This window comes from Streptomyces sp. NPDC027663, assembly GCF_055566415.1.
Genome location: NZ_JBVHSK010000004.1, coordinates 134,756 through 161,704 on the forward strand (window position 1 = coordinate 134,756; position 26,949 = coordinate 161,704).

The window sequence follows — 26,949 nt, forward strand, 5'->3', positions numbered from 1 at the left end:
CCCAACTCGTGGGTAATGTAGCCGCGTTGTGGACCACAACTTCTACCCACGGAGGACATCGTGTCCGGATCCGTCATCCTTGCCGGGGCCCGCACTCCCACCGGTCGGCTGCTCGGGGCTCTGAAGGATTTCTCCGGAGTCCAGCTCGGGGGCATCGCGATCAGGGCGGCCCTGGAGAAAGCGGGGGTGGCGCCCGAGCAGGTGGAGTACACGATCATGGGGCAGGTGCTGACCGCCGGCGCCGGCCAGATCCCGGCCCGGCAGGCCGCGGTCGCCGCAGGCATCCCGATGAGCGTCCCGGCGCTGACCGTCAACAAGGTGTGCCTCTCCGGAATCGACGCGATCGCGCTGGCCGACCAGCTGATCAGGGCCGGTGAGTTCGACCTGGTCGTGGCGGGCGGCCAGGAGTCCATGTCGCAGGCACCGCACGTGCTTCCCAACTCGCGTGCCGGCTTCAAGTCCGGTGACGTACCGCTGATCGACCACATGGTCCACGACGGCCTGTTCTGCCCCTTCGACCAGCTGGGCATGGGTGTCTCGACCGAGAAGTACAACAGCCGCTACGCCGGACTGACCCGGGAGAAGCAGGACGCCTTCGCCGCGACCTCACACCAGCGGGCCGCCGCCGCGGCGCAGGCCGGGCGGTTCGCCGAGGAGATGGCGCCGGTGACGGTTCCGCAGCGCAAGGGCGACCCGGTGGTGTGCGACACCGACGAGGGCGTACGTCCCGACACCACGGCCGAGGTCCTCGCGAAGCTGCGTCCCGTGTACAGCTCCGACGGCACCATCACGGCGGGGACGGCGTCGCAGATCTCCGACGGCGCCGCGGCCGTGGTGGTGGCGAGCAAGGCCAAGGCCGAGGAGCTGGGCCTGCCCTGGATCGCCGAGATCGGCGCCCACGGCGTGGTGGCAGGGCCGGACGGAAGCCTGCACGAGCAGCCGTCGAACGCGATCAGGGCGGCGCTGGCCAAGGCCAAGCTGGAGCCGTCCGACCTGGACCTGGTCGAGATCAACGAGGCGTTCTCCGCCGTCGGCATCGTCTCCACCGAGCAGCTGGGCATCAGCCCGGACATCGTGAACGTCGACGGCGGAGCCATCGCGCTCGGCCACCCGATCGGTGCCTCCGGCGCCCGGCTCGTCGTCCACCTTGCCTATGAGCTGCGCCGCCGCGGCGGCGGTCTCGGCGCGGCGGCGCTGTGCGGCGGCGGCGGTCAGGGCGACGCCCTGCTGATCCGCGTACCGTCCGCCTGACAGCCGGTCACCGTCCGTCCGGCCCACCCAGCATCGGCCTCAGACAGCCGGTCACCATCCGCCCGTCGGCCCACCCACCATCGGCCTCAGACAGCCGGTCACCATCCGCCCGTGGGGCCCGGTCGTCCTCCGCCTGACGGCCAGTCACCGTCCGGCTGACGGCCGGGTAGAGCAACGCGGCCGTCAGCCGGAAGACCGGCGTGGTCTGCCGGCCGTCGGTGGCTCGGAGCCGGAAGAACGGCGTAGTCTGCCGGCCGTCGGTGGCTCGGGCCGGAAGAACGACACGGTCCCCCCGGCCCGGCACATGGCGGCCGCACCGGGGGGACCGTCCGACCGTCCGCGGCCCGTGACCCGGCAGCCCGGGCTCCGCCTGGAGCCGGGCTCACTGGGTGGGCGTGACCCGGTCCTGCGGCGCCTGCGCGGTCGTCGGCTCAGGCTTCGGCCGCAGCACGGTGAGCATCGTGCACACCACGGCCGCGCACAGGATGTTGACGGCCATCGCGGCGACGTATACGTGGTGGAAGGACGGGATGCCGCCGGGGGCCGAGCCCGACGCCATGATCGAGGCGAATCCGGCGACACCGACCGCACCGCCGACCTGGCGCACCGTCAGGGTCATGCCAAGGCCACCCGCGAACTTGAGCGGGGGCACCGTCCCGGCCGCCAGCGACGACAGGCACGTGATGGCGAGGCCGAGGCCGCCGCCGCCGAGGATCGCGGCGGGCAGCCAGCCGCCCAGGAAGTTGGGCGTGGCTCCGAAGAGGTCGGACGCCCAGATGGCGTTGCTGCCCGTGAAGGACAGCGCGCCCAGGACCGTCACCTTCACCTGGGTCGCCGGCCGGGTGAGCCGTCCGGCGACCAGCGAGCCGGCCATCGAGGAGACGGCTCCGACACTCAGGGCACCGGCCGTCTTCAGGACCGACCAGTGCCAGATGTCGGCGGCGAACAGCGGGGCGGCCAGCATCCACGCGAACATCGTCATGTTGAGCATGCCCAGGCCCAGGTTGGCGGTCCGGAAGACCGGGCTGCGCCACACCGTCATCTCCAGGGCCGGCGCCGGGTGCGTGCGTGAACGCAGCACGGTCACGGCGACGAGCGCCAGCCCGGCCAGCCCGAGTCCGATGGTGCGGACATCCGCCCAGCCCCAGGTGTCCGCCTCGGTGAGCGCGCTCACCACTGCGCCGATGCCCAGCGCGAGCGCGATGCTGCCCACCGCGTCCGGCAACCGGTCCCCCGTGCCGCGCAACCGCTGCCGTGGCAGCGTCACCACGGCGGCGACCAGCATCGCGCCGCACAGCGGGAGGTTGATGTAGAACACCGAGCGCCAGCCGAAGGCGCGCAGCAGCAGGCCGCCCGCGGCCGGTCCGATGACGGCGGAGAAGCCGGCCACCGCGGACCAGGTGCCGACCGCCCTGGCGATGCGCTCCCTCGGTGTCGTGGCGAGGATCAGGCCGAGCGCGGCGGGGATCATGCCACCGGCCGCCGCGCCCTGGACGATCCGCGCCGCGATGAGCCACCAGATGGACGGTGCCACGGCGCAGACGAGCGACGCGGCGGTGAACGCGGCCAGGGACCAGACGAAGACGGTGCGCCGGCCGACACTGTCGGCGATCCGGCCGGCGGGCGTCAGCACGGCCGCCAGCAGGATCGTGTAGCCGCTGAGGACCCACGTCATGGTGCTGAGTGACGTGCCCGGGAAGTCGTCCAGGATGTCCGGAAAGGCAATGCTGATGATCGAGAGGTCGAGGAAGGCCATGAAGCTCGCACCGCTGCACAGCGCCAGGACGCGGGCCGGATCGACCTCCCCCGTCGTGCGTGTGCGCTCGGCCGACTCGTCGGACATGCCGGTCCCCCTCAGCTCGTGTGCGTCGTCGCACTCACTACGGTCCAACTCGGTACAGCCAATAGGTGGTTGAAGCAATACAACCGAAGCAAGTGTGCCCGTCCACGGTCGGCGGCGGGCCGAAGTCCATGATCACTACTTGTGATGACAATCACTCGAGGTTCGCTCGAAGATCTTTGCCGTCATGCCTTGCGGCGGCTCTCGCGGCAGGCCAATGATGGGTCGGGGCATTCGCCCGGGGGAGGAACCGGCGTACCAGCGGGGGCCGTTGCGGCCCGTAGCACGTCAACACACCGTTGCAGTCCGGTACTTCTGCACGTCCGCACGACAGCGTTTCTGCACGACAGCGTTTCTGCACGACAGCACTTCCGCACGTCGGTGGTGCAGCACTTCGGCAGTTCAGCACTTCGGCACTTCGGCGTACTTGCACTTCATTCCTGCACAGCGCGGACGACTCACGGCGCAGCGGCTCACCCGACTGCTCGTGAGACGGACGCCGCTCGATCTCGGGGGGATCGGCTCGGGTGCACGGGGGAACCAGCCCTGTGCGCGCGCTTGGATCCGGCACCTGCAGACCCTCACAGGGCTGCCCGGGTGCCGTTGCCCCTGCCCGGGACGGACGGCGCTCATCTGACGCGCCGCGGGTCATCACGGGGGAGGCAGAGCGATGACTTCTTTGAGTTGCGTCCTGATCGGCGGCGGGAGCGTACTCGCCCGCTGCGGCGAGGTACTCGCGGCGAAAGGGCACCGGGTCACAGCCGTGGTGACCGGTGACGCCACCGCCCGGTCCTGGGCGGTCAAGGCGGGCATTCCGCACCACGAACTCGGCGAGGCCGTGGCGCTCGCACCACGGTTGTCCTGCGACCTCCTGCTGAGCGCCGGCAACTACGCGGTGGTGCCCGAAGCGCTGCTGGGCTGCGCGACGCGGGCCGCCGTCAACTACCACTACGGCCCGCTCCCCGAGTACTCGGGCCTGCACACACCGTCCTGGGCCATCGCGGAGGGCGCGCGGGAGTACGGCATCACCTGGCACCGCATGGCCGAGGTGGTCGACGGCGGTGAGGTGCTGCGGCGGGTACCGGTGGCGATCGGCCCCGAGGACACCGCGCTGTCCCTCGGCCTGAAGTGCGACGACGCGGCAGTCGCCGGCCTGGCCGAACTGATCGACGAGATCGCGGAGGGCCGGGAGACCGCGACGGCCCAGGACTCCGCGACGCGCCGCTATTTCTCGCGCCACACCCAGTTCGCCGCCGAGGGACTGATCGACTGGAGCCTTCCGGCCGAACGCGTCGCCGCCATGGTCCGGGCCACCGACTACGGCCCGTTCGCGAGCCCGTTGGTGTGGCCCAAGGTCAACCTCGACGGGCACTTCTACGCCGTGCGGGAAGCCCGCGCCCAGGCCGCCGCTTCCGCCGACGCCCCCGCTTCGACCAACGCCGCCGCTTCCGCCGGCGCCCCCGCTTCCACCGACGCCGTCGCCTCCGCCGCAGATGACGCCGCCGCCGCGCCCGGTACGGTCCTCGCCTGCGACGACGCCTCGGGCCTGCGGGTGGCCACGGGTGCCGGAAGCGTCACGCTGACCCGGGTGTGCACCCTGGAGGGCGAGGAACGGCCCGTGGGCGCCATCGCGGCGGCCCATGGGATCCGGCCCGGCACGATCCTGGACGTCCCCGGCGAGGACGCGGGCGCGCGCCTCACCGAGGCGGGCGTCAAAGCCTCCAAAGCCGCCAACCGCTGGCGGGAGCGCCTGATAGGCAGCGGCGACCACCCCTACCGCCTTCCCTACCCGCAACCCCGCTCGGGGGCCGACGCCGCAGGCGCCGAGAACGCACAGCAGGCGGATCCCGTCCTGGTGCGGTGCCACGTCCCGCTCCAGGACGGCGTCGACGGTGCCGGCGGTCACGGCGTTGACAGCGGCGACGGCGGCGACGGCGGCGACGGCGGCGACGGCGACATGCAAGCGTCTGCGGCGGCCGCCGCCTATCTGGCCGGTGCGCTGGGCGTCTTCCTGAGCCGGGCGAGCGGCCGGCGCGAGGTCCACCTCGCGATGACGGCCCCCCGCCAGGGCGTCGACGCCTCTCACCGGGACCTGTTCGCCGCCTGGCTGCCCCTGCCGTGCCGTGTCGACGCCGACGCGACGATCTCGGACAACCTGCGGTCGGTGCGGCGGGAGTTCACCCTCGGCCAGGAACGCGGATGGTTCCGCCGCGACGCCGTCGGCCGGGACGAAGCGCTTCGGAAACGATGGAACAGCGGCGCCCTGACACCGGACGTGCTGATCTCCTGGGGCACCCGCGACGCCGCCGGCCACGGCTCCGCCGGCCAGGGCACCGCCGGCCAGGGCGACCAGCGTCCGAAACTGGAACTCCACATCCAGCAGGACGGCGCCGAGGACGGTGCGCTCGTCACCTTCCACTACGACGCCACGCGCCTGCGGCCCGGGGACGTCGCCCGGCTGGCCGGCCAGTTCACCGAGTGGTGCCGCCGTCTCCCCGCCGCCGCGGAGCAGCTTCCGGCCGCCGCCGAACTCCTCACCGCGGACGAACGCGCCAGCCTCGTCGAGGAGTTCAACGACACGGCCGGCGCCACCGCAGACCTCCCCGAGCAGGGCCTGCACCGGCTCTTCGAGCAGACCGCGCGCGGCCACGCCGACCACACCGCACTGGTCTGTGCGGACGCCAGCCTGACCTACGCCGAGCTCAACGCCCGCGCCAATCGGCTCGCCCACACGCTGACCGACCGGGGCGTGAGCCGTGGAGACCTGGTCGGCGTGGCCCTGGACCGCTCGATCGACCTGGTCGTGGCCCTGCTCGCGGTCATGAAGACGGGCGCCGCCTACGTGCCCGTCGACCCCAGGTTCCCGGCGGAACGCATCCGCCAGATGATCGACGACGCCGATCCCAGGCTCATCGTCACCCCCGCAGCCGTGCCGGCCGGCCTCGCCGCCTGGGACACCCGCTGCGTGAGCGTCCATCCGGGTGCGGAGTCGAGCGCCGACGAGGACCTCGGGGTCGAGGTGGGCCCCGACGACCTGGCCTACGTCATCTACACCTCGGGTTCGACAGGCCGCCCCAAGGGAGTCGAGATCACCCACGGGGCACTGTGCAACTTCCTGGGCGCCATGCGCGAGCGTCCCGGCTGCACCGCCGCCGACCGGCTGCTGGCGGTCACCACCGTGTCCTTCGACATCTCCGTGCTGGAACTGTTCCTGCCGCTGCTCTGCGGCGCGACCACGGTCATCGCCCAGGCCCAGGAGACCATGGACGCCAAGGCCCTGAGCGGGCTGATGGAGCGACATGCGATCACTCTGATGCAGGGCACCCCCGCCACCTGGCAGCTGCTTCTGGAAGGGGGCTGGCAGGGCACCCCCACCTTGAGGAATCTCCTCTGCGGCGGTGAGGCGCTCCCCCGCGACCTGGCGGACCGGCTGCTCGCCGTCGGAGCCCCGGCCACGGTGTGGAACATGTACGGCCCCACCGAGACCACCGTGTGGTCCACGGTCTGGGAGGTGACGGCCCGGGCCGTGGAGGACGGCATCCTCATCGGCGGTCCCATCGACCGCACCCAGGTCTACGTCCTCGACGAGAACCTGTCGCCGGTACCGCCCGGCTTCCCCGGAGAACTCTGTATCGGCGGCGCGGGAGTGGCTCGCGGTTACCGCAACGACCCGGAGCAGACCCGGCTCCGCTTCGCCGAGAACCCCTTCCACCCCGGTGCCCTCTACCGCACCGGCGACCTGGCCCGCTTCGACGGACCCGGCAGGCTGACACTGCTCGGACGCAACGACCGCCAGGTCAAACTGCGCGGCCACCGCATCGAGTTGGCCGACGTCGAGGCGGCCGTCAGCCGCCATGAGTCGGTCCGCCGCGCCGTGGTGGTAGGCCGTGACGAACAACTGGTCGCCTACTGCGTCCGCGACGCGGCCGCGGCCGGTGATCCCGTCCGTACGCCGGCGGACCAGAGCACCGCGCTGGCCGAGTGGGCCGCCGCCTGGGACCGGGCCTACGAAGCCGGTACCGACACCGCTCCCTCCGGCACGGGCACGGATCCCGCCCCCGCCGACGCCACGTTCAACCTGGCGGGCTGGCGCAACAGCTACGACGGTCTCCCCTTCTCCGACGCGGAGATGCGCGACTGGCAGCGCGGCTCCGTCCGGCGCATCCTCTCCCACGCACCGGAGAACGTCTTCGAGATCGGCTCCGGCAGCGGACTGATGCTGTTCAGCCTGGCGCCGCACTGCCGCACCTACCACGCCGTGGACGCCTCCGCCGCGGCCGTCGGGACGACCCGGCGACACCTGGCGTCCCTGCCGCACGTGACCTGTGAACAGCGCGCCGCCCACGAGCTCCCCGAAGTGGCCGCGGGCGCCTTCGACACCGTGGTCATCAACTCGGTGGCCCAGTACTTCCCCGGCGTCGACTACCTGACCTCGGTGCTGGAGTGGGCGACCGGCGCGGTCACCAGGGGACGGGTGTTCCTCGGTGACGTACGCGACCTGTCGCTGCTGGAGGTCTTCCACGCCGACGTGGCGCACTTCCGCGCGGACGGTGAGCCCGGCCGGATCTCCGCCGAGGAACTGGCCCGCCGCACCGAGCGCGCGATGCGCGAGGAACGCGAACTGGTGCTCAGCCGCGACTACTTCGCCAACCTGCCGCACCTGTTCCCGCAGATCACCCGCGTCGACATCACCCTGCGCGACGGCCGCTACGTCAACGAGATGACGCGCTACCGCTACGACGTCACCCTGCACATCGGCGAGAGCGCCCAGCCCGCCACACCGGCGGCGGAGAAGGACTGGCAGGCCGACGGCCTCGACCTGACCGCGCTCCGCGCCGAGCTGGGTCGTGCCGCCGACCGCCCGCTCCGCCTGAACGGCATCCCGAACGGCCGGCTGGGCGAGGTGGCCGGCCGGGTCGCCGCCGCCCTGGAGAGCACGGGCGCGAGCACCTCGGCGGTGCCCACGTCCTGGATCGACCCCGCCGACCTCGCCGGCCTCGCCCGTGAGGCGGGCCTGGAACTGGCTCTGCTGCCCAGCCGCTCGGGCGGCACCTGGCGGTGCGACGCCTTGTTCTGGCGCCCCGGCCAGACCCCCGACCTCAGCCCGCGCCCGGCCGAAGCCCGGGACCGCGACGCCCTGGCCGGGTACGCCAACACGCCCGCGGTCGGCGAACCGCCCAGGACCCCGCTGCACCGCGTGCTGCGCCCCTGGCTGGCCGAGCGGCTGCCGGAGTACATGGTTCCGGCGTTCTTCGTGGAGCTGGACGAGCTGCCGCTGACCCCGAACGGCAAGATCGACGAGAAGGCGCTGCCGGACCCCGTGGTGGAGGTCGACGTCACCGCCAAGCCCGCCACCGAGCTGGAGCGGGACATCATGGCCATCTGGTCGGAGGTGCTGGGCCACGACCGGATCGGCGTCAACGAGAACTTCTTCGAGATCGGCGGCAACTCGCTGCGGGTCGTCCGGGTACAGACGCGGCTCGAGGAACTGCTGGGGCGCCCGCTCTTCGGGGCCAAGCTCTTCGAGCACTTCACCGTCAAGTCCCTGGCCGCCTACCTGGCCGGCGGGACGACCACCAGCCGGGAGGTCGTACCCGACCGACGCCGGGCCGTCCACGACGAGCCCATCGCCATCATCGGCATGGCCTGCCGCCTCCCCGGCGACGCCAACACCCCGGAGGAGTACTGGGAGCTGCTGGAGCGCGGCGGGGACGGGATCGTCGAGGTCCCGAAGGACCGCTGGGACGCCGAGGCCCTGTACAACCCCGACCCGGAGGTGCCCGGCACCTCGTACTGCAGCCGAGGCGGGTTCGTCACCCCGATCGACCTCTTCGACGCCCCCTTCTTCGGCATCTCACCGCGCGAGGCCCGCTCCCTCGACCCCATGCAGCGCATGGTGCTGGAGACCACCTGGGAGGCGTTCGAACGCGCCGGCTACACCCTGGACCAGCTGCGTGGCAGCCAGACCGGCACGTTCATCGGCGTCGGCAAGAGCTCGGCGTACCACGAGTACGGCCTCACCATGGCCGGCGGGCTGACCGACCTCGACGGCTACGTGGGCCCCGGTTCCGCGGGCGGCACCATGTCCGGCCGGGTGTCGTACGTGTTCGGTCTGGAGGGGCCGACCCTCACCCTGGACACGGCGTGCTCCTCCTCGCTGGTCACCACCCACCTGGCCTGCAACGCGCTGCGCAACGGCGAATGCGATCTCGCGGTGTCGGCCGGTGTGAGCCTGATGCTCACGCCCGAACTGCACGTCGAGTTCAGCCGTCTGCGCGGCATGTCGGCGGACGGCCGCTGCCGGTCGTTCTCCTCCGACACCGACGGCACCGGCTGGAGCGAGGGCTCCGCAGCGGTCGTCCTCAAGCGGCTGTCCGACGCCCAGCGCGACGGCGACCCCGTCCTGGCCGTGCTGCGCGGCACCGCCGTCAACCACGACGGCCACGCCGCCAGCCTGACCACGCCCAGCGGCCCCGCCCAGCAGCGGGTCATCCGCGCCGCCCTGGCCGCGTCCGGACTCCAGCCGGACGACATCGACTACCTGGAGGCGCACGGCACCGGCACCAAGCTGGGCGACCCCATCGAGGGCACCGCGCTCGCGGAGGTCTTCGGCGGCAGCCACTCGGGCGACGTTCCGCTGTGGGTCGGTTCGGCCAAGTCCAACCTCGGCCACACCCAGGCCGCCGCCGGCCTGGCCGGCGTGATGAAGGTCGTGCTGGCCATGCGCCACGACACGCTCCCCCGGACCCTGCACGTCGCCGAGCCCACCCCCGCCGTGGACTGGAAGGGCGCCGGCATGGCGCTGGTCCGGGAGCAGCGCCCGTGGCCCGCGAACGACGTGCCGCGCCGCGCGGGCGTCAGCTCGTTCGGCATCGGCGGCACCAACGCCCATGTGATCGTCGAGGAGCCGCCGCGGACCGTCGCGAAGGGCGCCGAGGAGGGCGCGCCCGCGCCGCTGCCGCCCACGGTGCCGTTCGTGGTGTCCGGCTACACCGACGCCGCCCTGCGCCGGCAGGTGGAGAACCTGCACCTGCACATGGGCATGAACATCCAGGACCGCCTGGGTGACGTGGCCCGCTCCCTGGCGACCACCCGCAGCCACTTCCGCCGCCGGCTGGTGCTCCTGGCCAAGGACAAGGCCGAACTCCTCGACAAGCTGGCCTCTTTCTCCCGTACCGGGGAACTGCCCGCCGAGTCGGTGCGCACGGGGAACCACACCGAAGAGCCCCGGCTGGCCCTGCTCTTCACCGGCCAGGGCAGCCAGCTGCCGGGCATGGGCAAGGACGTCTACGACGTCTACCCCGTCTTCCGCGAGGCGCTGGACGAGATCGCCGCCCGCTTCACCGGGCTGGAGAAGCCTCTCCTGGAGGTGATGTGGGCCGAGCCGGACAGCGAGGACGCGGCCCTGCTGCACCGCACCGACTTCACGCAGCCCGCCCTGTTCGCCCTGGAGGTGGCGCTGTGGCGGCTGTGGGAGAGCTGGGGCGTGCGGCCGGAGCTGCTGCTCGGCCACAGCATCGGCGAACTCGCCGCCGCCCATGTGGCGGGAATGTTCGACCTGGACGACGCCTGCCGGCTGGTCGCCGCCCGCGGCCGGCTGATGCAGGCCCTCCCCGCCCGCGGCGCCATGGTGTCGCTGGAAGCCGGCGGCGACGAGGCGGAAGCCGCCGTCGACACCCTCGGGCTGCGCGGCAAGCTGGACGTCGCCGGATTCAACACGCCCACGCAGACCGTGCTGTCCGGCGACACCGACGCCGTCGAGGTGATCGCCGCCCACTTCACGGAGCAGGGCCGCAAGGCCAAGCGGCTGACGGTGTCCCACGCCTTCCACTCGCACCACATGGACGGCATGCTCGACGAGTTCCGGGCCGTGGCCGAGACCGTCCGCTTCCGCCCCGCGGCGATCCCCCTGGTCAGCAGCCTCACCGGCGAGCTGGCCACGGCGGGCGAACTGGAGCAGGCCGGCTACTGGGTCCGCCAGGTGCGCCATGCGGTCCGCTTCAGCGACGGCATGGCCGTCCTGCGCCGCGAGGGTGCGAACACGTTCCTGGAGCTGGGCCCGCAGCCCGTGCTGTCCGGCCTGGGGGCGTCCTGCCTGGCCGACGAGGGACCGGTGTCCTGGGTGCCGTCCGGCGCCAAGGGCAAGAACGGCGCCTCGGTCGTCCAGCGGAGCCTGGCCGAGCTGCACGTACGGGGCGTCCCGGTCGACTGGGACGGCTGGTTCGCGCCGTTCGGCGGCGGCCGGGTGGCCCTGCCGACGTACGCCTTCCAGCGAGAGCGGTTCTGGTTCGAGCCGCCGATGTCCCGCGAGGTCGGCGCCGGTCTGAACCCCACCGGCCACGCGCTCCTCGGCGGCGGTGTGGAGATCGCCGGCACCGAGCTGTCGCTGTTCACCAACGTGGTGGCGGCGGACCAGCCGGTGTGGGTGCAGGAGCACCGCGTGATGGACGCCGTGCTGATGCCGGGTACGGCGTTCTTCGAGGCCATGCGGGCGGCGGGCGACGCGGCCCACGAGGGCGAGTGGGACCTGTCGGACGTGGTCATCGCCTCGCCGATGGTGCTCGCCTCCGGGGTGCCGGTGCGGATGCAGGTCACGGTGGGCCCGGCGATCGGTGAGGCCCGTCCCGTCCAGGTCTACAGCGCGCCCGAGGGCGAGGACGGCGCCTGGCAGCTGCACGCCGAGGGCCGGATCACCCCCGCCGACGCAGCCGGTGCGGGCACCGCGGTGACGGTGCCGCCCCGGGGTGCCGAGCCCCTCGACGCGTCCGCCCTCTACCGCGACCTGGACGCCCTCGGCTACGGCTACGGGCCGACCTTCCAGGGCATCAAGGAGGCCTGGCACGTGGGCGGGGAGGTGTGGGCCAGGGCCGCGCTGCCGGAGAGCGCGGAGCAGTCCGCCGCCGGCTACGTCCTGCACCCGGCCCTGCTGGACTCGGCCATGCACTCGCTGCTGCTGACCCAGCGGCTGCAGAACCGGACCGGCGACGACCTCTTCGTGCCCTTCGAGGCCGAACGCCTGTCGCTGCGGGCGCAGGGACTGGCGGAGATCTGGGTCCGGGTCGCCGACTTCGAGCTGGGTGACGGCGAGTTCTGGGCATCGCTCGACATCCACGACAGTGACGGCACCCATGTCGGCCGGCTGCACCGCCTGCACGCACGGCGGGTGGACCGGGCGGTGCTGCGCCGCCTGGCCGCGGCCGGTGTGGACCGCTTCCAGTTCGACGTCAACTGGCGCCAGGTCGACACCGAGAACGTCGAACTGGGCGGCTCCTGGGGCATGATGACCCCGGCCGGTGACGTGCCGTGGGCGCGGGAGGTGAAGACTCTCCTGGCCCGGGCCGGTATCCAGGTGATCAAGGTGCGGGAGCTGGAGGACGCCGAGGACCTGGACGGTCTGGTCTGCCTGTGGGACTCCGACGCGGAGGTGCCGGCTCAGGCGCACGCGTTCGCCGCCACGGCACTGGAGCAGCTCCAGGAGACGGTCGGCACGGAGTTCCGTACCCCGCTGGTCTGGGTCACCCGCCACGCGGTGGGCACCGGCGCCGACGACATGGTCTCCGGGCTGGGCGCCGGCCCGCTGTGGGGCCTGATGCGGACGGCCCGCAACGAGCATCCCGAGCTGAAGCTGCGCCTGATCGACCTCGGCTCGGAGGAGGCGGACCGCAAGGCCCTGCCCGCCGCGTTGATGCTGGAGACCGAGCCGGAGTGCGCCCTGCGCCACGGCGAGGTGCTGGTGCCGCAGCTGCTGCGGGTGGGTTCGGCCCAGGATCTGGAGCTGCCGGCCGAGGGCCGCTGGCAGCTGGAGATCGCTGCCAAGGGCCGCCTGGACGAGCCGCTGACGGTCAAGTCACTGCCGGAGCGGGCCCTCGCACCGGGCGAGATCCGCGCCGAGGTGCGGGCCGCCGGGGTGAACTTCCTCGACGTGCTCAACGCCCTGGGCATGGTGGAGATCCCCGCGTTCGGCCTGGAGTTCGCCGGTGTGGTCACCGAGGTCGGCGGCAGCGTCGACCAGGTGAAGGTGGGCGACGCCGTGCTGGGCCTGGCCCGCGGCTCCTTCGCCTCCGAGGTCGTCACGGACGCGCGCCAGGTGGTGCGCATGCCGGAACACCTCACCTTCGAGGAGGCCGCCACCGTCCCGATGACCTTCCTCACCGCCTGGTACGGCCTGCACGAACTGGGTGCCCTGCAAGCGGGCGAGCGGGTGCTGATCCACGCTGCGGCAGGTGGCGTGGGCATGGCGGCGGTGCAGCTGGCGCGGCTCCACGGCGCCGAGGTCTACGGCACCGCCAGCAAGCCCAAGTGGCCCGCGTTGCGGGAGCTCGGCCTGGACGACGCCCATCTCGCGTCCTCACGTGATCTCGGCTTCGTCGAGCACTTCGGCAAGGACGCTTCCGGCGGTGAGTCGGGCGGAAGCTTCGACGTGGTGCTGAACTCCCTGGCCACCGAGTTCATCGACGCAAGCCTGGGCATGCTGGGCAGCGGCGGACGGTTCCTGGAGATGGGCAAGATCGACGTCCGCGAGCAGGCCGCCATCGACCAGAGCCATCCGGGCGTGAAGTACACCGTCTACAACCTGCCCGAGGCGGGCCCTGACCTCATCCAGCGGATGCTGGTCTCCATCGCCGAGCTGTTCACGCAGGGCAAGCTGGCGCCGCTGCCGCTGCGGGCCTTCCCCATGACCCACACCTCCGACGGCCTGCGCTTCATCGCCCAGGCGCGGCACGTGGGCAAGGTGGTGCTGGTCCCGGCCCAGCAGCGCGAGTTCGTCCGGCCGGACGGCGCGGTGCTCGTCACGGGTGGCGCCGGCGACCTCGGCCGGCGCGTGGCAAGGTGGCTGGCCGGCACCCACGGCGTACGCGACCTGGTGCTGGCATCCCGGCGCGGGATGGAGACCCCTGGCGCCCAGTCCCTGGTGGACGAGCTGTCCGAGTTGGGCGCCACGGCCACCGTGGTGGCCTGTGACACGGCCGACCGCGACGACGTCGCCGCGGTACTGGCCCTGTTCGATGAGAAGCGCCCGCTGCGCGGAGTGGTCCACGCGGCAGGTGTGCTGGACGACGGCGCCCTGACGGCCCTGACGCCGGAGCGGTTCGACGCGGTCTTCCTGCCCAAGGTGGACGGCCTGTGGCATCTCCACGAGCTGACGCAGGACATGGAGCTGGACCTCTTCATGATGTTCTCCTCCATCGCGAGCGTCATGGGAGCACCCGGCCAGGGCAACTACGCCGCCGCCAACGCCTTCCTGGACGCGCTCGCCCACCTGCGCCGGGCCAAGGGCCTGCCGGCCACCTCGGTGGCGTTCGGCCCCTGGGAGGGCGACGGCATGGCCGCCGGGCTCAGCGAGTTCGACCGAGCCCGCTTCGCCCAGCTCGGCCTGGACCGGCTGGCACCGGACGAGGGCCTGGAGCTGTTCGAGCTGGCCGTCAGGAGCGGCCGTGCGCTGACGATGGCCGCCGCGCTGGACCTGAACCGCGTGCAGCACTATTTCGAGAACCGGGGTGGCATACCGCCGCTGTTCCGGGCGCTGCTCAGCGGCAACGCCGGCGGACGCTCCCGGTCCGGCGGCGGAACGGACCTGCGCAAGCTGCTGGGCGAGGCCACGCCGGAGGAGTACCCGGCCGTGGTGCTGGGCGTGGTCCGCGAGGAGGTGGCCAAGACCCTTGGCTTCGCCTCGCCGGAGGCCGTGAACGTCGACGTTCCGCTCCAGGACATCGGCATCGACTCGCTGACCGCTGTGCTGATGCGCAACCAGCTCGCGGACCTGACCGGACTCGCTCTGCCCGCGAAGATCGCCTTCGATCACCCCAACCTCACCTCGCTGGCCGACTATCTGCTGGCGAAGCTGCTGGAGGCGGGGCTGGACGCGGCGCCCGGGGGCGCCACCGTCACGGCGGCCACCGAGGTGGCCGGTGCCGCGGGCGTGGACCTGTCCACGGCCCGGAAGGGCTGCCTGCACCCCGACCTCCGCTTCGGCAACACCACCGCGGCGCCGGTACGCCCGGAGGCGGTCTTCGTCACCGGCGCCACCGGATTCGTCGGCGCCTACCTGCTGCACGAACTGCTCGCCTCCGAGGTGGTCGCCTACTGCCTGGTGCGGGCGGACGACGCCCGCCAGGCCATGGAGCGCCTGGTCGGCGCCCTCGACGGCTACGGCCTGTGGAAGGAGGAGTTCGCGCCGCTGCTGAACCCGGTGGTGGGCGACCTCACCCAGCCGCTGTTCGGCCTGGACGAGGAAGCCTTCGACGAACTGGCCGACCAGGTGGACGCCATCTGCCACTCCGGTGCCCTGGTGGACTGGATGCGGCCGCTGGAGGACTACATCGGCCCCAACGTGGTCGGTACGCACGAGGCGCTGCGGCTGGCCTCGCGCGGTCGCGGCAAGGCGTTCCACTTCGTCTCCACCTTCGCCACGCTGCCCAAGTACCTGGGGTACGAGGTCACCGAGGACGACCGGGAGTACGGCTACCTGACCTCCAAGTGGCAGGCGGAGCAGATGGTGGCCGCCGCCCGCTGGCGCGGCGCACAGGCGTCGACGTACCGGCTGCCGTTCGTGGGCGCCTCGACCCGCACCGGGCACTTCCGCCTGGACCGCGGCGACTTCCTGCACAACCTGATCACCGGCAGCCTCGAGATGGGCAGCTTCCCGTCGCTGGCCGCCGACCTCACGGCGGTCCTGCCGGTCGACTACCTGTGCCGGACGATCGCCGAGGCGATGACCAGCGACCTGGCGCGCATCGGCAGGGACTACGACTTCGTCAACTCCGGCGCCCCGGCCTTCGACCGCTTCTTCGAGATGGTCGGAGCCGCCGGCGGCGGGGCGGAGGTCGTGCCCTTCGACGAATGGCGGCAGCGGGCGCTGTCGTTCGCCGCGGGGCACCCGGCGAGCCCCCTGGCCCGGATCGCCGCCCTGGTGGACGGCCTGACGGCGGAGGGCCTTGCGGACATGTTCGCCGCTCTCCCCGTGGGAGGCGCGGTCTTCGGCGCGGCGGACTACCCGTCCCCGCCCATCGACGAGGACTTCGTCCGCATCTATGTGGACCGCATCAACACTTCGGACCGAGCGGAGAACACGACGTCATGAGCGACGCGACCCAGGCGGCAGACGCGACGGTGGACGAAGACGCCACGGTCACCGGCACCTACCAGAAGACCGGCACCTTCCTGCACTCCTCGGCGGCGGTGCACGCCGAGCAGCTGTCCCCGGTGCTGGACAAGTACCAGGTGGACAGGGGGGAGATGGAGTCCCGGCTGCCTCCGCACCGGGCTCTGAACACCAGCTGCTTCGAACCCGAGTCGCACCCCACCCACGTCGTCCGGATGAACCTGGACGACGACCTCGCGGAAAACCTGGCACGCCAGCTGCGCTGCCAGGCGGTGATCCAGGAGAGCTTCGCCGCAGCCTCGATCGGCAGCTACTTCCCGGTCTCCACCATGTTCGAGAACTGCGTGCTGTTCGTGCCCTCGGCGAAGCGCTTCTACGACCTGAACCAGGACATCGTCCAGGAGCACTTCCCCGAGGTCGAGACCGCGGTGGTGAACGCCTTCATCGTGCCGGCCGAGAAGCGGCCGTACGGCACCCACGCGGCCAGCTCGATCGCCCTGCAGATCCCGTCGCTGGTGAAGAAGCAGCTCGGTTTCCCGACCGAGTACCGCAGCTTCCACACCGCGCTGACCCCGACGCCGCTGAGCCGGCAGCCCTTCGTGATCTTCGAGGAGGCGGAGCTGGAGGCCCCGAACCTCCCCTACGTCTACGAGAAGATGCTGGAGCACGGACTGGAGGGCGAGGAGAAGGAAGCCGTCGACAAGGCGCTGTACCTCTTCCTCGAAGGAAAGCTGTCCGAGATCGACCTGCCGTCGGTGCGGGACTTCCTCATGGCGATGTACTGGGCGAAGACGTACGCCGACAGGCCGTCTCCCGGCTACTACTGCGACAGCCGGGTGGGCGACGCGCTGGTCTTCGACAACTACCGGGCGCACGCCGACAGCACCCTGCCCCGAACCACCAAGGACCGCCTCACCATCGACCTGCGCTGCTTCAACAAGGTGCACTACCCCAAGGGCATGTCCAGCGGCCTGGACTTCATCGTCGATCCGGCCGAGCGCGCCTACCAGGTCAAGCGCAAGTGGGCGTCGATCGAGTTCCTCCTCGCCACGCTCGGCTACGAGAGCGTCGAGGAGTTCCTGCGCCTGGTGTTCGGCGGGAACCGGCAGGCGGCTGACCTCGATCCGTTCGGCCTGATGACCGACCTCCAGTTCGGCATCTACAACAAGTCCGAGTACCACCTGCTGGACCAGAACCTCGACGACCACTACGAGCGGGTCGAGGCCCTGTACGACCGCATCGCGAAGGAAGGGGAGTACGTGCTGCCGGAGCGGGCCAGGCAGTGCCTCGCGGCGCTGAGCGAGCAGCCCGGCAACTGAGGTCCGGACAGGACACGGGCGAAGTGAGTCACCGACACCGACCGAGGAACGCACTGTGAGCCGAACCGAATCCGTGGACGACCTCGTGGAGCGCTTCTACACGGTCGTGAGACTGCCGCACGATCCGTTCGCGAAGGCGTTCCTCAGTCGGTGCCGTTCGCACACCGTCAGGGTGAACGGCCGCTTCTACAAGTACTTCCAGAGCGGCAGCGGCCCGACCGTCCTCCTCGTCCACGGCCTGAACACCAACCTGGGCAGCATGGTGGCCATCGCCGAAGACCTCGTCGCGCAGGGCTACCGGGTGGTGCTGTTCGATGTGCCGCCGCACGGGGAGGCCCTCGGCACCACGGGCGATCCCGCCGAGATCCGCGCCCTGCTGCGCGCCCTGTACGACAGGCTCCCCGGCCTCCACGCGGTGGTCTGCCACTCCATGGGCGGCCTGTGGGCCCTCACCGCGTGGCACGCGGGGGTGAGGGCCCGGACCGTGGTCTCCATCTCCTCCCCGCCCGCCAAGATGTTCCTGGTCGAAAGGTTCGCCGAGATGTACGCGCTCGACGACGACCGGCTCCGGGGGCTGGTCGCGGAGATCGAGAGAAGGTCCGGCGGAACGGTGTGGGACGAGTACTCGGCGCTGCAGGCCGCCCGGGCGATCGACGTACCCGGGCTGGTCGTCCACGGCACTGCCGACGACTACGTGCCGCCGGTGCACGCCGGGGAACTGCACGCGAGCTGGCGGAACTCCACCCTGGAACTCGTCGAGGGCGCGGGCCACTTCGACATCGTGGAATCACCCGAGGTCCGGAAGATCGTCTCCGCGCATCTGCGGAGCGTGGAAGAAGCAAGGTAAGGGGCTATCAATTGGACACCGTCACCACGGAAAAGCTGCGGCAGCTGGCCTTCACTCCGATGCGGACGCAGCCTCCGAACGCCGTCCGGCCGATCCTGGAACAGGCTGCCAAGGAGGTCGAGGTCGTCGACGGCGGCAAGGTGGTCCACTACCTCTGGGGCGAGGGGGAGCGAAAGATCCTGCTGGTCCACGGCTGGGCCGGCAACGCGGGGCACCTGACCGTCCTGGCGGACGCGCTCGCCCGGGCGGGCTGCGCGGTGGTCGTCGTGGATCTGCCCGGTCACGGCGAGTCGGAGGGAGCGGAGTCCTCCGTCATCCACTTCGCGAAGGCGGTCAAGGCGGCCGACGAGCGGTTCGGTCCCTTCCACGCCGTCGTCGCCCATTCGCTGGGCGCCGCGGCCGCGACCTGTGCCATGTCCCGCGGCGTCACGCTGGAGCGGGCCGTGTTCGTCAACCCCGTCAGCAGCTACGTCAGCCTCTGGCGCCGCTCCGGCGAGGTGATGCAGGTGTCACCGGAGGCCATCGCCCTGGTCCGCGCGCGTGCGGAGGACTGGCTCGGCATCTCCTTCGACGCCATCGAACCGGCGCTCGCCGCACGGGACTTCACCAGCCGGCTGCTCGTCGTCCACGACGAGAACGACACGGAGTCGCCGATCGCCGACAGCGAGGCGCTGGTGGCGGCCTGGGGGCGGGGCGAGCTGATGCGGGTGCGGGACCTCGGCCACACCAAGGTGCTGCGCGACGAGGCCGTGGTCCGCCGCACCGTCGACTTCCTGACTGCGGACGGCACGACGGGCAACGGGGCGGGCGGCACGACGGGCGATGGGGCTGCGGGCCGATGACGCTCCCCGTGGCCGCGCACGCCACCGCAGCACTCGGCGCCTTTCTGGTCGTCGGGTTCCTGGGACGCCGGCTCGCCCGCCGGATCGGGCAGCCCGGCGTCGTCGGCGAGATCGCGTTCGGCATGCTGCTCGGGCCGGCGGTGCTCGGCTGGGCCTGGCCGAAGGCGCAGTCCGTCCTGTTGCCGGCCTCCGTGCTGGGGCCGCTGCGCGATCTCGGGCACGCCGGACTGGTGCTGTTCCTCGTGGGCGTCGCCCATGAACTGCGGTTGGACGGCTCCCGGCTGCGGGACAGGGCCATCGGCTGGACGGCGCTGGGCACGCTCGGGCCCTCCCTGATGGCCGGCGCGGCGTTCGGCGGCTGGCTCGTCTGGTACGACCGGCCCTCCTTGCGGGGGACGGCGCCCACCGTGGCCTTCGTGCTGCTGCTGGCGACCACCATGGCGGTCTCGGCGGTGCCCGTGCTCGCCAGGATTCTTGCCGACCGCGGCCTGACCGCCACCCGCGCCGGGCGGCTCTCGCTGACCTCGGCGGCGCTCATCGACGCCATCGCCTGGCTGCTGCTGGCCGTGGTGATCGGCATCGCCAAGCCCGGCTCGGGCGGGATCTCGACCGCGGCCGTCGTGCTGGTCGTCGGCGTACTGGCGGCCACCCTGGGCCGTCGCCTGCTGAAGACCCCTCAGGCCGAGCGCCTCTGCGCCCGGTGGCCCTGGCTCATGGCCGTCGTCCTGGGCGTCTGCGTGCTCCAGGCGGCGGACGTGGCGGAGTCCCGGGGGCTCACCGCGATCTTCGGCGCGTTCACCGTGGGGCTGATGATCCCGCCCGACTCGCCGCACTGGGACGCACCGGTCCGCCGGGTGTCCACGTTGGGCCTGTGGCTGGTGCCGGTCTTCTTCATCGCGACCGGGCTGAAGATATGGACGGGCACGGGCGGCATCCCCTGGCTGGTGGCGCTCCTGGCGACGGTCCTGGCCGTGCTTTCCAAGATCGGCGGCGGTTACGCGTTCTCCCGCCTGGGTGGGGAGGGGCGGGTCGAGGCGCTTCGCGTGGGCGTCATGCTCAACACCCGGGGGCTCACCGAGATCGTCCTGCTCCAGGCCGGGTACAGCGCCGGGGTGCTCACTTCCGGCCTGTATCTGGCGCTGCTGGTGATGGCGGTGGTCACCACCTCGATGACCGGCCCGCTCCTGTCGCTGATCGACCGCCGCGAGGGGCCGGACGCGCCGCCAGCGCCGCGGGAGGGCGAGCAGGTCGCGGTGGGGTGAGTCTCTCTGCAGGGGCGGCGGAGCAGACCCGCAGCGTCATGAAGACCATGTGCAGCCATTGCCCGGGTCCTCCGCAGCGCGGTCGGCTCGCCCCCCGGAGCCGAGCGGGCCCGTGGCGCGCAACGGCCGTCCTGCGTCGAGGCGGGGCAGCTCCCGGCGGGACACTCGCAGCACAACGGGCGGCAGCGCTGCCCGGACCGCCTGAAGGCAACGCAGCCACGCCGGTACGTAGACAGCGGTGCGGCGCCGTTCCACCGCGCGTACCAGCCGGGCGGCGACCGCGTCGGCCGAGTGGACGGTGCGCGCGGGCGATGGCATGTGGACGCGCAACTCGTGCATCGCCGTGAACCGTTCCGCGTCGCGGATCATGTCGGTGTCGATCCACGCGGGGTAGGCGATGCCGACGGCGACCCCTTGGTGTGCCACCTCCGCCCGCAGGGCGTGCGCGAATGCTTCCGCACCCGCTTTTGCAGCGCAGTACGCGCTCATCATCGGCGTGGCACCGAGCGACGCCAGCGATGCGACCTGCAGGAAGTAACCCGCCGTCTCGATCAGGTCGGGCAGGAAGACACGTGCTGTCTGGGCGCTGCCGGTCAGGTTCACGTCGATGACCCGGCGCCATGAGGCAGGGTCGGAGGTCGCGAAGGGGCCACCCTGGGCGATTCCCGCGTTCGCCACCACCACGGACGGCCGGCCCAGGCGCCCGCGGATCTCGTCCGCCGCATCGTGCAGGGCCGTGGTGTCGGTGACGTCGGCTGCGACGGCCAGTGCCCGGGTGGGCAGAGATGCCGCCAGCGCATTCAGTTCGGCTTCCTCATGGCCCAGTAGCGCCAGGCGTGCCCGGCGTCCGGCCAAGTGGCGCGCCAGTGCCTCCCCCAGCCCGCGGGCGGCTCCGGTGACCACGATGGTGCGGCCTTCGAGCGGGCTGTCACTCGCTGGTCGTCTCTGCACCCGCCAGGGTTGGCGTGTGCCACCGGCGCCGGGCCTCGTCCGGCTCACGGAGCGTTCCCGCCGGGCGGTGAGTCCGCACATCTCAGCGCCGGCTCCATGGGCTTCTGGTCGGTCCACGCCGTCAGTCCCCTGCCTGGCGGATCGAGCCAGCGGGTGGAGATGTGCACCCCGTCCTCGAGCCGACCGCCCGAGACCCTGACGGCGGACAGGCAGAAGCGGACCCACATGTTGAGCTGGACCTCCTTGGCCAGACGCAGATGTGCGTACAACAGGTGCACCAAGCGACTGCTGGCCCGCGCCCACAGCTCGATCTCGAACACGAGCAGGTCATCGTCCCGGCGCGCACGGAACTGCACCTGACCGGCCTCCAGGTGGCCGCGCAGGGTCACCAGGTGCAGGGACCGGGCGTCGCGGTGGACGACCCTGACGGGTCCATTCCAGGGGCCCGGCATCTCGACCAGCAGCTCGTCCCCGACGTCCAGGCCGTCTCCGCAGAGTTTGTCCGCGCGGATGTCTACCACCTCGGTGGGAACAAAGCGCTTGAAATCCTGACATACCTGCTCGATGAGCCGACCGGCGTCGATGCCGGCCTCGGCGATGCGTACACGGAAGACGCGGTGGAACAGGGGTCCGCAGCCGTCCTCGGCCCGCTGGATCCGGTCGCCGACCGCTTCCGGGGGAAGTTGCGGCGGACGGTCCTGATCGTCGCCCCGGCACTCGCCACCCCGGTACAGAGGAGTCGTTTCCCATAGATAGCGCCAGGTGACCAGCACCGTCCCCAGGAGCCAGCGCGCGAGCACGGCAAACCACCGCGGGCAGTGCGGTCGCAGCATCCGTGCCCCTTTGGATTGGCAAATCGCAATAAATAGGGATGAAAACCTGAATACCCTGGTACAGCAGTGGTCACACAGGTGACATGACCGACATGACACAAGCGGACGAATCCGGAGACGCCATGGTGCTCCAGCTCCTGCGCCGGGCAGGCACGCGCAGCACTCACCTGCATCTCGCCTCGCTCGGCGCGATCGGCCTGTGCCTGACGCTGTGGGTGCGCGCGAAAACCGTCGACCAGGAGCAGCGGGGCAATGCCGAGCGGCGGGCCCTTTTCGTAGGCCTGTGGCCGCCGATGCTGTGGCTGATCGGCGAGGCGTTGCGGGAGCCGAAGTGATCTCCCTTGGGTGACTGGGCTTTCGGACGACTCGATGCCGTACGCGTGTGGCGGGGTCTCGCGGACGCGCCCCTCAACTACTCGGTCGACGAGGTACGCCGTCCGGCCTGGAACATCGACACGTACCGCACCGTGCTGCCGAAGGAGCGACCTGGCCCGCCGGAACCCCGCGGCTGCTGGGAGCACGCCTGCCGCCTCGTCCGCGACTACGAGTTCTCGCCGCCTGAGATCGTCCGAGCGCTGTACGACCCCACCGCACCGCTGCTCGGCCGCGACATGCTGCTCGAAGCCCGCTTCCACGGCATGCACTTCTACTGCGGTGTTCGCGTCACCGAGGTGGTGGACGAGACCCGCGCCCGGACGGACCGTGTCTGGGGATGGGCCTACGAGACCCTGGCGGGCCATCTCGAGCGGGGAAAGGTCACCTACGAGGTGGTGAAGAAACAGGACACGGGCGAGGTGCAATTCGTGGTCTCATGCCATTCGCAGGGCGCCCCCACCCTGGATCGGGTCACGTCCCTCGGCTGGCGGCTGTTCGGCCGGCGCACCCAGCTGCGGTTCTACCGCAGGTGCAGCGAACGTCTCCAGCACTTCGTCCAGGCGGCATTGCTCGGTGGGCATCCCCCGCCCGGCCCTCCGCCCACGATCGAGCACCTCGTGTGCGCGCCGTCGGACGCGAAGACGCACCGGCTGGACAAGCTGGCGCTCCACCGGGTGGCCCCCGGCTCCGTCACCAGACGCTCCCGAGGCGGTCACGGGATCCGGTACTGAGCGAGGGCTCCTTCCTGGTACGGCGGCCACCGGCTTCGCGTTCACCGACGAGTCGGCCCGGGTGGCCGGTGAAGTCCCGGCCCCCCTCCGTCTCGCGGGCCACGCACGCGGGGGCCCAAGGGGATCCGTCACCGTGCGTCGCGTGCGCGGGGGCCCGGAAGGAACTCGTCACCGTGCGTCGCGTAGCTGAAGAAGGTACGTGGCAGTCAGCGCGACGGCCCGGTCCGCGTCCTGCGACAGCTCCACGAGGGCGCGCGATGCCCGCGTCCCGGGAATACCCGCCAGCGCCTGGGTCAGCCGTCCGCGTGCAGGGGCTTCAGTGGTGTCGGCGGCGAGGCGGTCGACGATCCTCGTCGCGATCTGATCCGCTCTCACGGTGTCGCTCGCCAGCACGCTCAGTGCATCGGCTGCGTCGGTGTCGTTCCTCCCCGCCACGATCATGTCGACGAGCGTCGGCACCGCATCGGCCACACCACGTGTCCCGAGCGCCGCCGCCGCACACCCGCGGACCACGACATCGGGGTTCGCGAGAGCGTCCTGCAGGTACGCGGTGGCCTCGTCACCGGGCACCTCGACGAGGGATCGAACGGCACGCTCCCGCACCGCGGCCACCGGTGACGCGAGACCCTCGGCCAACAGCGCCGCAACCCCGTCGCCCGATCGCGCCAGCGCCCATCGAAGGGCCCCGGCGACGTTCGGCTCCGTCTCGCTCAGTGCAGCCTCGACCAGGGCCTCCATCGGCACCGGACCCTCATCGACCAGGGAGAGGGCCGCCCGCTGACGGGCGCCGGCGTTTTTCGACCCCAGTGCCTGCAGGAGATCAACGACCTGGAGGACGTCCTCCCAGCCCGCGGGGTCCGCGGCATCGATCCGGCCCAGCCGCGTCAGCAGCTCGGTCTCCGCCGCGATGCGTTCGCGCGTCTGACGGATGAGCTCGCGCACGAGCACCGACGGTGTGAAGCCGGGGTCATCGAGCGCGCGTCCGATCTCACGCAGCGACATCCCCAGCGAGCGCAGGCTCTCGATGTGGAAGATCCGTTGGATGTCCTGCCCGGAGTACTCCCGGTAACCGGAGCCGGTGCGGCCCGAAGGCCGCACCAGACCGAGCGACTCGTAATGCCGGAGCATGCGGGCACTGACTCCGGACCGTCGCGCCACCTCACCGATCAACACGCTCCATCATCCCTCCGGGCCGAACCCGTCGAGGGCCAGGACGCGCTTCGCCTCCTCGATCGCGAACCCGGATCCGGCGTCCGGGTCGCGCAGCAGCTGCTGCGTGGCCAGCGCATGGGCCCGCACGCCGGGGTCAGGGGCCGTCCTCGCGGCAAGCAGAGCCGGCTCGATCGCCTCGCCCAGCGCGACCAGCGCCCGGCTGAGACTCAGCTGGGTCTCCCGCCCACCGCGCCCGAGCTGCGTCGCCAGCACCGTGGCCAACGCGGATTCCTCTCCTTCCGGGACGAGCACGACCGCGGCCCGCCATGCGCTGCGCGCCACCTCGTCGTCGGAGTCGGACAGAAGCGCCCGAGTGATCGCCGGCCACGCCCGCCGGTCCGCTGTCTTGGACAGAGTGTGCAGCGCCTGGCTCCGTGCCTGTGCACGCTCCGAGCGGACTTCGCGGAGCAGCTCGGGAAGTGCCATGGACACCGGGTGCCGGGTGAGCGCCCAGGTCAGCATGTCGCGGACGAAGAACTCGGGTTCGATCGCGCATCGCTCGACGAGCTTGCCGACGAAGCGCGGGTCAGGCGTCGTGCCGACCGCCAGAGCAGTCCGCAGCCGCACGGACGCATCGTCGTCGTCCAGCCCTCGGAGCGCTCGCATCACATCCGTGTCCTGTCTCGTGACCGTCATCGAGACCACCTCCCTGGCGGACAGTGAAGGCCTTGTCACCGTGTCAAGGTCAAACAGAACTCGCCGAGCGAGCACCGGTCCCCTGCGGATCCGGCTGCCGGCCGTCGGGGCATCTCCACGGACCGCAGCTCCACCCGCCGCCGCATCTCGGTGGACGCGTCATGCCGTGAGGCTCGCCCGTCCGCACAGGTCAGGGCGTCACCTATAGTCATGGCTGCACGTGACAGGGCACAAAGGGCAGAGTTGTGGAAACAGGCAAGTCAAGATGGCCGGCGGTGCTCGGCGCGGCGGGAGCGGCACTGGCGCTGACTGCTTGCGCGGGTGGGGCGAGCGGCGCGGGCGAGGACGCGCCGAGCACGGACGGTGAACTGCTGTCGCAGTCCTTTCAGCTGCTCAGGGACGCACCGTCGGTACGGGTCACCGCGAAGGCCGCGGTTGCCATGGGCTCCAGCGTCGAGGTCACTGTCGACCGGCGGAAGAACTGCCTCGCCGACGCCCAGAACGGGTTCTTCCATGTCGCCGTCGAGCGCGGTGGTCGCACCTGGATGCGGTGGGACGACAGCGTTCTGGATCCGGACCGTGCGATCAGCGCGCGGCAGACGGAGTTGTCCAAGGGGTTGCGTGGGAAATGGCTCGAACTGAGCCGGGACGGCAGAATCCGCAAGAGCATGGCCGAGCTGTGTGCCCTGACCGCCGTGCGGACGATCGCCGACCAATTGTCGGAACCCGGACAGCGCGCCTCCCGGAAGTCCGAGGTCGGCCAGAACGGCGAACGCCTGGTCGCTCTCCGCCGAGGCGAGAAGGGCAACTCGGTGACCACGTACGTCAAGGCCGACGGCAAGCCCTATCCGCGCAAGATCGTGGTGGACATGCCCACCTTCGCGCCCGAGCCGGTCGACGTCCAGCTCGACGCCTACGGTGATGCGGTCCCGGTACACCCGCCGAAAACCTCCCGGACCGTACGCTCGGCGCGCCTCGAAGCCCTGGCAGAAGAAGAGCTGGCGGCCGGTTTGCCCAACCGCTGAGCCTCTCTGGCGTGCCCATTCCTCGACGGCACCCGCACCATGTACAGACCGCCGGCCTCGTGGGCACAGGAATGGCACATCCCAGGAACAGGGGTATTCGGGTGCAGGGCTGAAGTGTGGTTCGAGCGCGTCCATGCGGGTGGCATCTGCGGCGGAGACAAACCGAAACCGCGACCGTCGCCGTTGTCCAGGACATCCGTGACGACGCGAGAAAGGCCCCTCCCGATGCGCCGCAACACGCTTCTCCTCGCCCTGTGTTCCCTCCTCACCGCTGCGGCGACAGGATTTCTCGCCACCACCGCCATCCGCAGTCACCACGCCTCGCACTGAAAAGGCAATGCACGGGCTGAACGGGGCTTGCGATCAGAGCAGCGGTCACCGCGACCCCCGCCTGTCAGGTCACTGCCGGACCGGCGTCTTTCGTGCCGGACAGCTCGGCCAGAAACTTGTGACAGCGGGCCGCACGCTCCGAGTCCTGTTCCATGACGGTTCGGAAGAACTCGGCGATCTCTTTCTTGTTCGCGTTCTCCGCATCGCGCACGTACTGCCCGTAGTCGTGTCCGGCCTTCAGGGAGTGGTACTGCACGGAAATGAGGTCGTACACGACATCGCTGAATCCGGTCTCACCAGTCGCCATCGGTCCTCCCGGGCGAGTAAGAGCAATGGGCTACGTGCTGGGTATCACCTTTGGGGCAAATGAAACGACATCCCGGCCCGTCCTCC

The 26,949-nt window shown here is 71.2% G+C and carries 15 protein-coding genes; 9 read left to right on the plus strand and 6 right to left on the minus strand.

What is annotated here, in order from left to right; translation table 11 throughout:
* Positions 1-60 precede the first annotated feature (60 nt).
* Positions 61-1,251 carry an acetyl-CoA C-acetyltransferase gene (locus ACZ4SF_RS13870; protein WP_468382879.1) on the plus strand — a complete coding sequence of 397 codons (1,191 nt, stop codon included), beginning with the start codon at positions 61-63 and terminating at the stop codon, positions 1,249-1,251.
* Positions 1,252-1,633: 382 nt separating this feature from the next.
* Here the strand turns inward: ACZ4SF_RS13870 and ACZ4SF_RS13875 are convergent, their stop codons facing one another.
* The gene (locus tag ACZ4SF_RS13875) at positions 1,634-3,094 is read right to left on the minus strand and encodes an MFS transporter (RefSeq protein WP_468382881.1); all 1,461 of its coding nucleotides are present in this window, start codon (positions 3,092-3,094) and stop codon (positions 1,634-1,636) included.
* Positions 3,095-3,761: 667 nt separating this feature from the next.
* On the opposite strand from ACZ4SF_RS13875, the gene ACZ4SF_RS13880 reads away from it, so the two are divergent.
* Genes ACZ4SF_RS13880 through ACZ4SF_RS13900 form a run of 5 tightly spaced genes read left to right on the plus strand, consistent with a single transcriptional unit; the run spans position 3,762 to position 20,463 of the window.
* Complete coding sequence (locus ACZ4SF_RS13880) at positions 3,762-16,172, plus strand: amino acid adenylation domain-containing protein (RefSeq protein WP_468382884.1); 12,411 nt, start codon at positions 3,762-3,764, stop codon at positions 16,170-16,172.
* On the plus strand, positions 16,169-17,512 hold the full coding sequence (locus tag ACZ4SF_RS13885; RefSeq protein ID WP_468382887.1) for a hypothetical protein: 1,344 nt from the start codon (positions 16,169-16,171) through the stop codon (positions 17,510-17,512). The genes ACZ4SF_RS13880 and ACZ4SF_RS13885 overlap by 4 nt, the downstream gene beginning before the upstream one ends.
* Before the next feature lie 55 nt (positions 17,513-17,567).
* Positions 17,568-18,359 (plus strand): alpha/beta fold hydrolase, encoded by a 792-nt coding sequence (locus tag ACZ4SF_RS13890; protein WP_468382889.1) that lies wholly within the window; start codon positions 17,568-17,570, stop codon positions 18,357-18,359.
* A gap of 11 nt (positions 18,360-18,370) precedes the next feature.
* Entirely contained in the window at positions 18,371-19,201 is an 831-nt protein-coding gene (locus tag ACZ4SF_RS13895) for an alpha/beta hydrolase (RefSeq protein ID WP_468382892.1), read from the plus strand.
* A complete protein-coding gene (locus ACZ4SF_RS13900; RefSeq protein ID WP_468382895.1) occupies positions 19,198-20,463 on the plus strand; it encodes a cation:proton antiporter in 1,266 nt (421 codons plus the stop codon). Before ACZ4SF_RS13895 ends, ACZ4SF_RS13900 begins: the two co-directional genes overlap by 4 nt.
* A 36-nt stretch (positions 20,464-20,499) precedes the next feature.
* Here the strand turns inward: ACZ4SF_RS13900 and ACZ4SF_RS13905 are convergent, their stop codons facing one another.
* Positions 20,500-21,495: an SDR family oxidoreductase gene (locus tag ACZ4SF_RS13905; protein WP_468382898.1), complete on the minus strand. Its 996-nt coding sequence runs from the start codon at positions 21,493-21,495 to the stop codon at positions 20,500-20,502.
* Positions 21,459-22,247 (minus strand): DUF1990 family protein, encoded by a 789-nt coding sequence (locus ACZ4SF_RS13910; RefSeq protein WP_468382901.1) that lies wholly within the window; start codon positions 22,245-22,247, stop codon positions 21,459-21,461. Before ACZ4SF_RS13910 ends, ACZ4SF_RS13905 begins: the two co-directional genes overlap by 37 nt.
* 83 nt (positions 22,248-22,330) lie before the next feature.
* On the opposite strand from ACZ4SF_RS13910, the gene ACZ4SF_RS13915 reads away from it, so the two are divergent.
* Together ACZ4SF_RS13915 and ACZ4SF_RS13920 are read left to right on the plus strand one after the other, a co-directional pair.
* Positions 22,331-22,582, plus strand: coding sequence for a hypothetical protein (locus ACZ4SF_RS13915; protein ID WP_468382902.1), 252 nt, complete (start codon positions 22,331-22,333; stop codon positions 22,580-22,582).
* Between the two features lie 6 nt (positions 22,583-22,588).
* Positions 22,589-23,353 (plus strand): DUF1990 family protein, encoded by a 765-nt coding sequence (locus ACZ4SF_RS13920; RefSeq protein ID WP_468382904.1) that lies wholly within the window; start codon positions 22,589-22,591, stop codon positions 23,351-23,353.
* Between the two features lie 168 nt (positions 23,354-23,521).
* Here ACZ4SF_RS13920 and ACZ4SF_RS13925 read toward each other — a convergent pair whose 3' ends face one another.
* Positions 23,522-24,526 carry a MerR family transcriptional regulator gene (locus ACZ4SF_RS13925; RefSeq protein WP_468382907.1) on the minus strand — a complete coding sequence of 335 codons (1,005 nt, stop codon included), beginning with the start codon at positions 24,524-24,526 and terminating at the stop codon, positions 23,522-23,524.
* Positions 24,527-24,532: 6 nt separating this feature from the next.
* Positions 24,533-25,201, minus strand: coding sequence for a HEAT repeat domain-containing protein (locus ACZ4SF_RS13930; protein WP_468382909.1), 669 nt, complete (start codon positions 25,199-25,201; stop codon positions 24,533-24,535).
* Between the two features lie 245 nt (positions 25,202-25,446).
* Between ACZ4SF_RS13930 and ACZ4SF_RS13935 the strand changes: the two genes are divergently transcribed.
* The gene (locus ACZ4SF_RS13935; RefSeq protein ID WP_468382912.1) at positions 25,447-26,226 is read left to right on the plus strand and encodes a hypothetical protein; all 780 of its coding nucleotides are present in this window, start codon (positions 25,447-25,449) and stop codon (positions 26,224-26,226) included.
* A gap of 394 nt (positions 26,227-26,620) precedes the next feature.
* On the opposite strand, the gene ACZ4SF_RS13940 is transcribed toward ACZ4SF_RS13935, so the two are convergent.
* Positions 26,621-26,863 (minus strand): acyl carrier protein, encoded by a 243-nt coding sequence (locus ACZ4SF_RS13940; RefSeq protein WP_468382914.1) that lies wholly within the window; start codon positions 26,861-26,863, stop codon positions 26,621-26,623.
* Positions 26,864-26,949 lie beyond the last annotated feature (86 nt).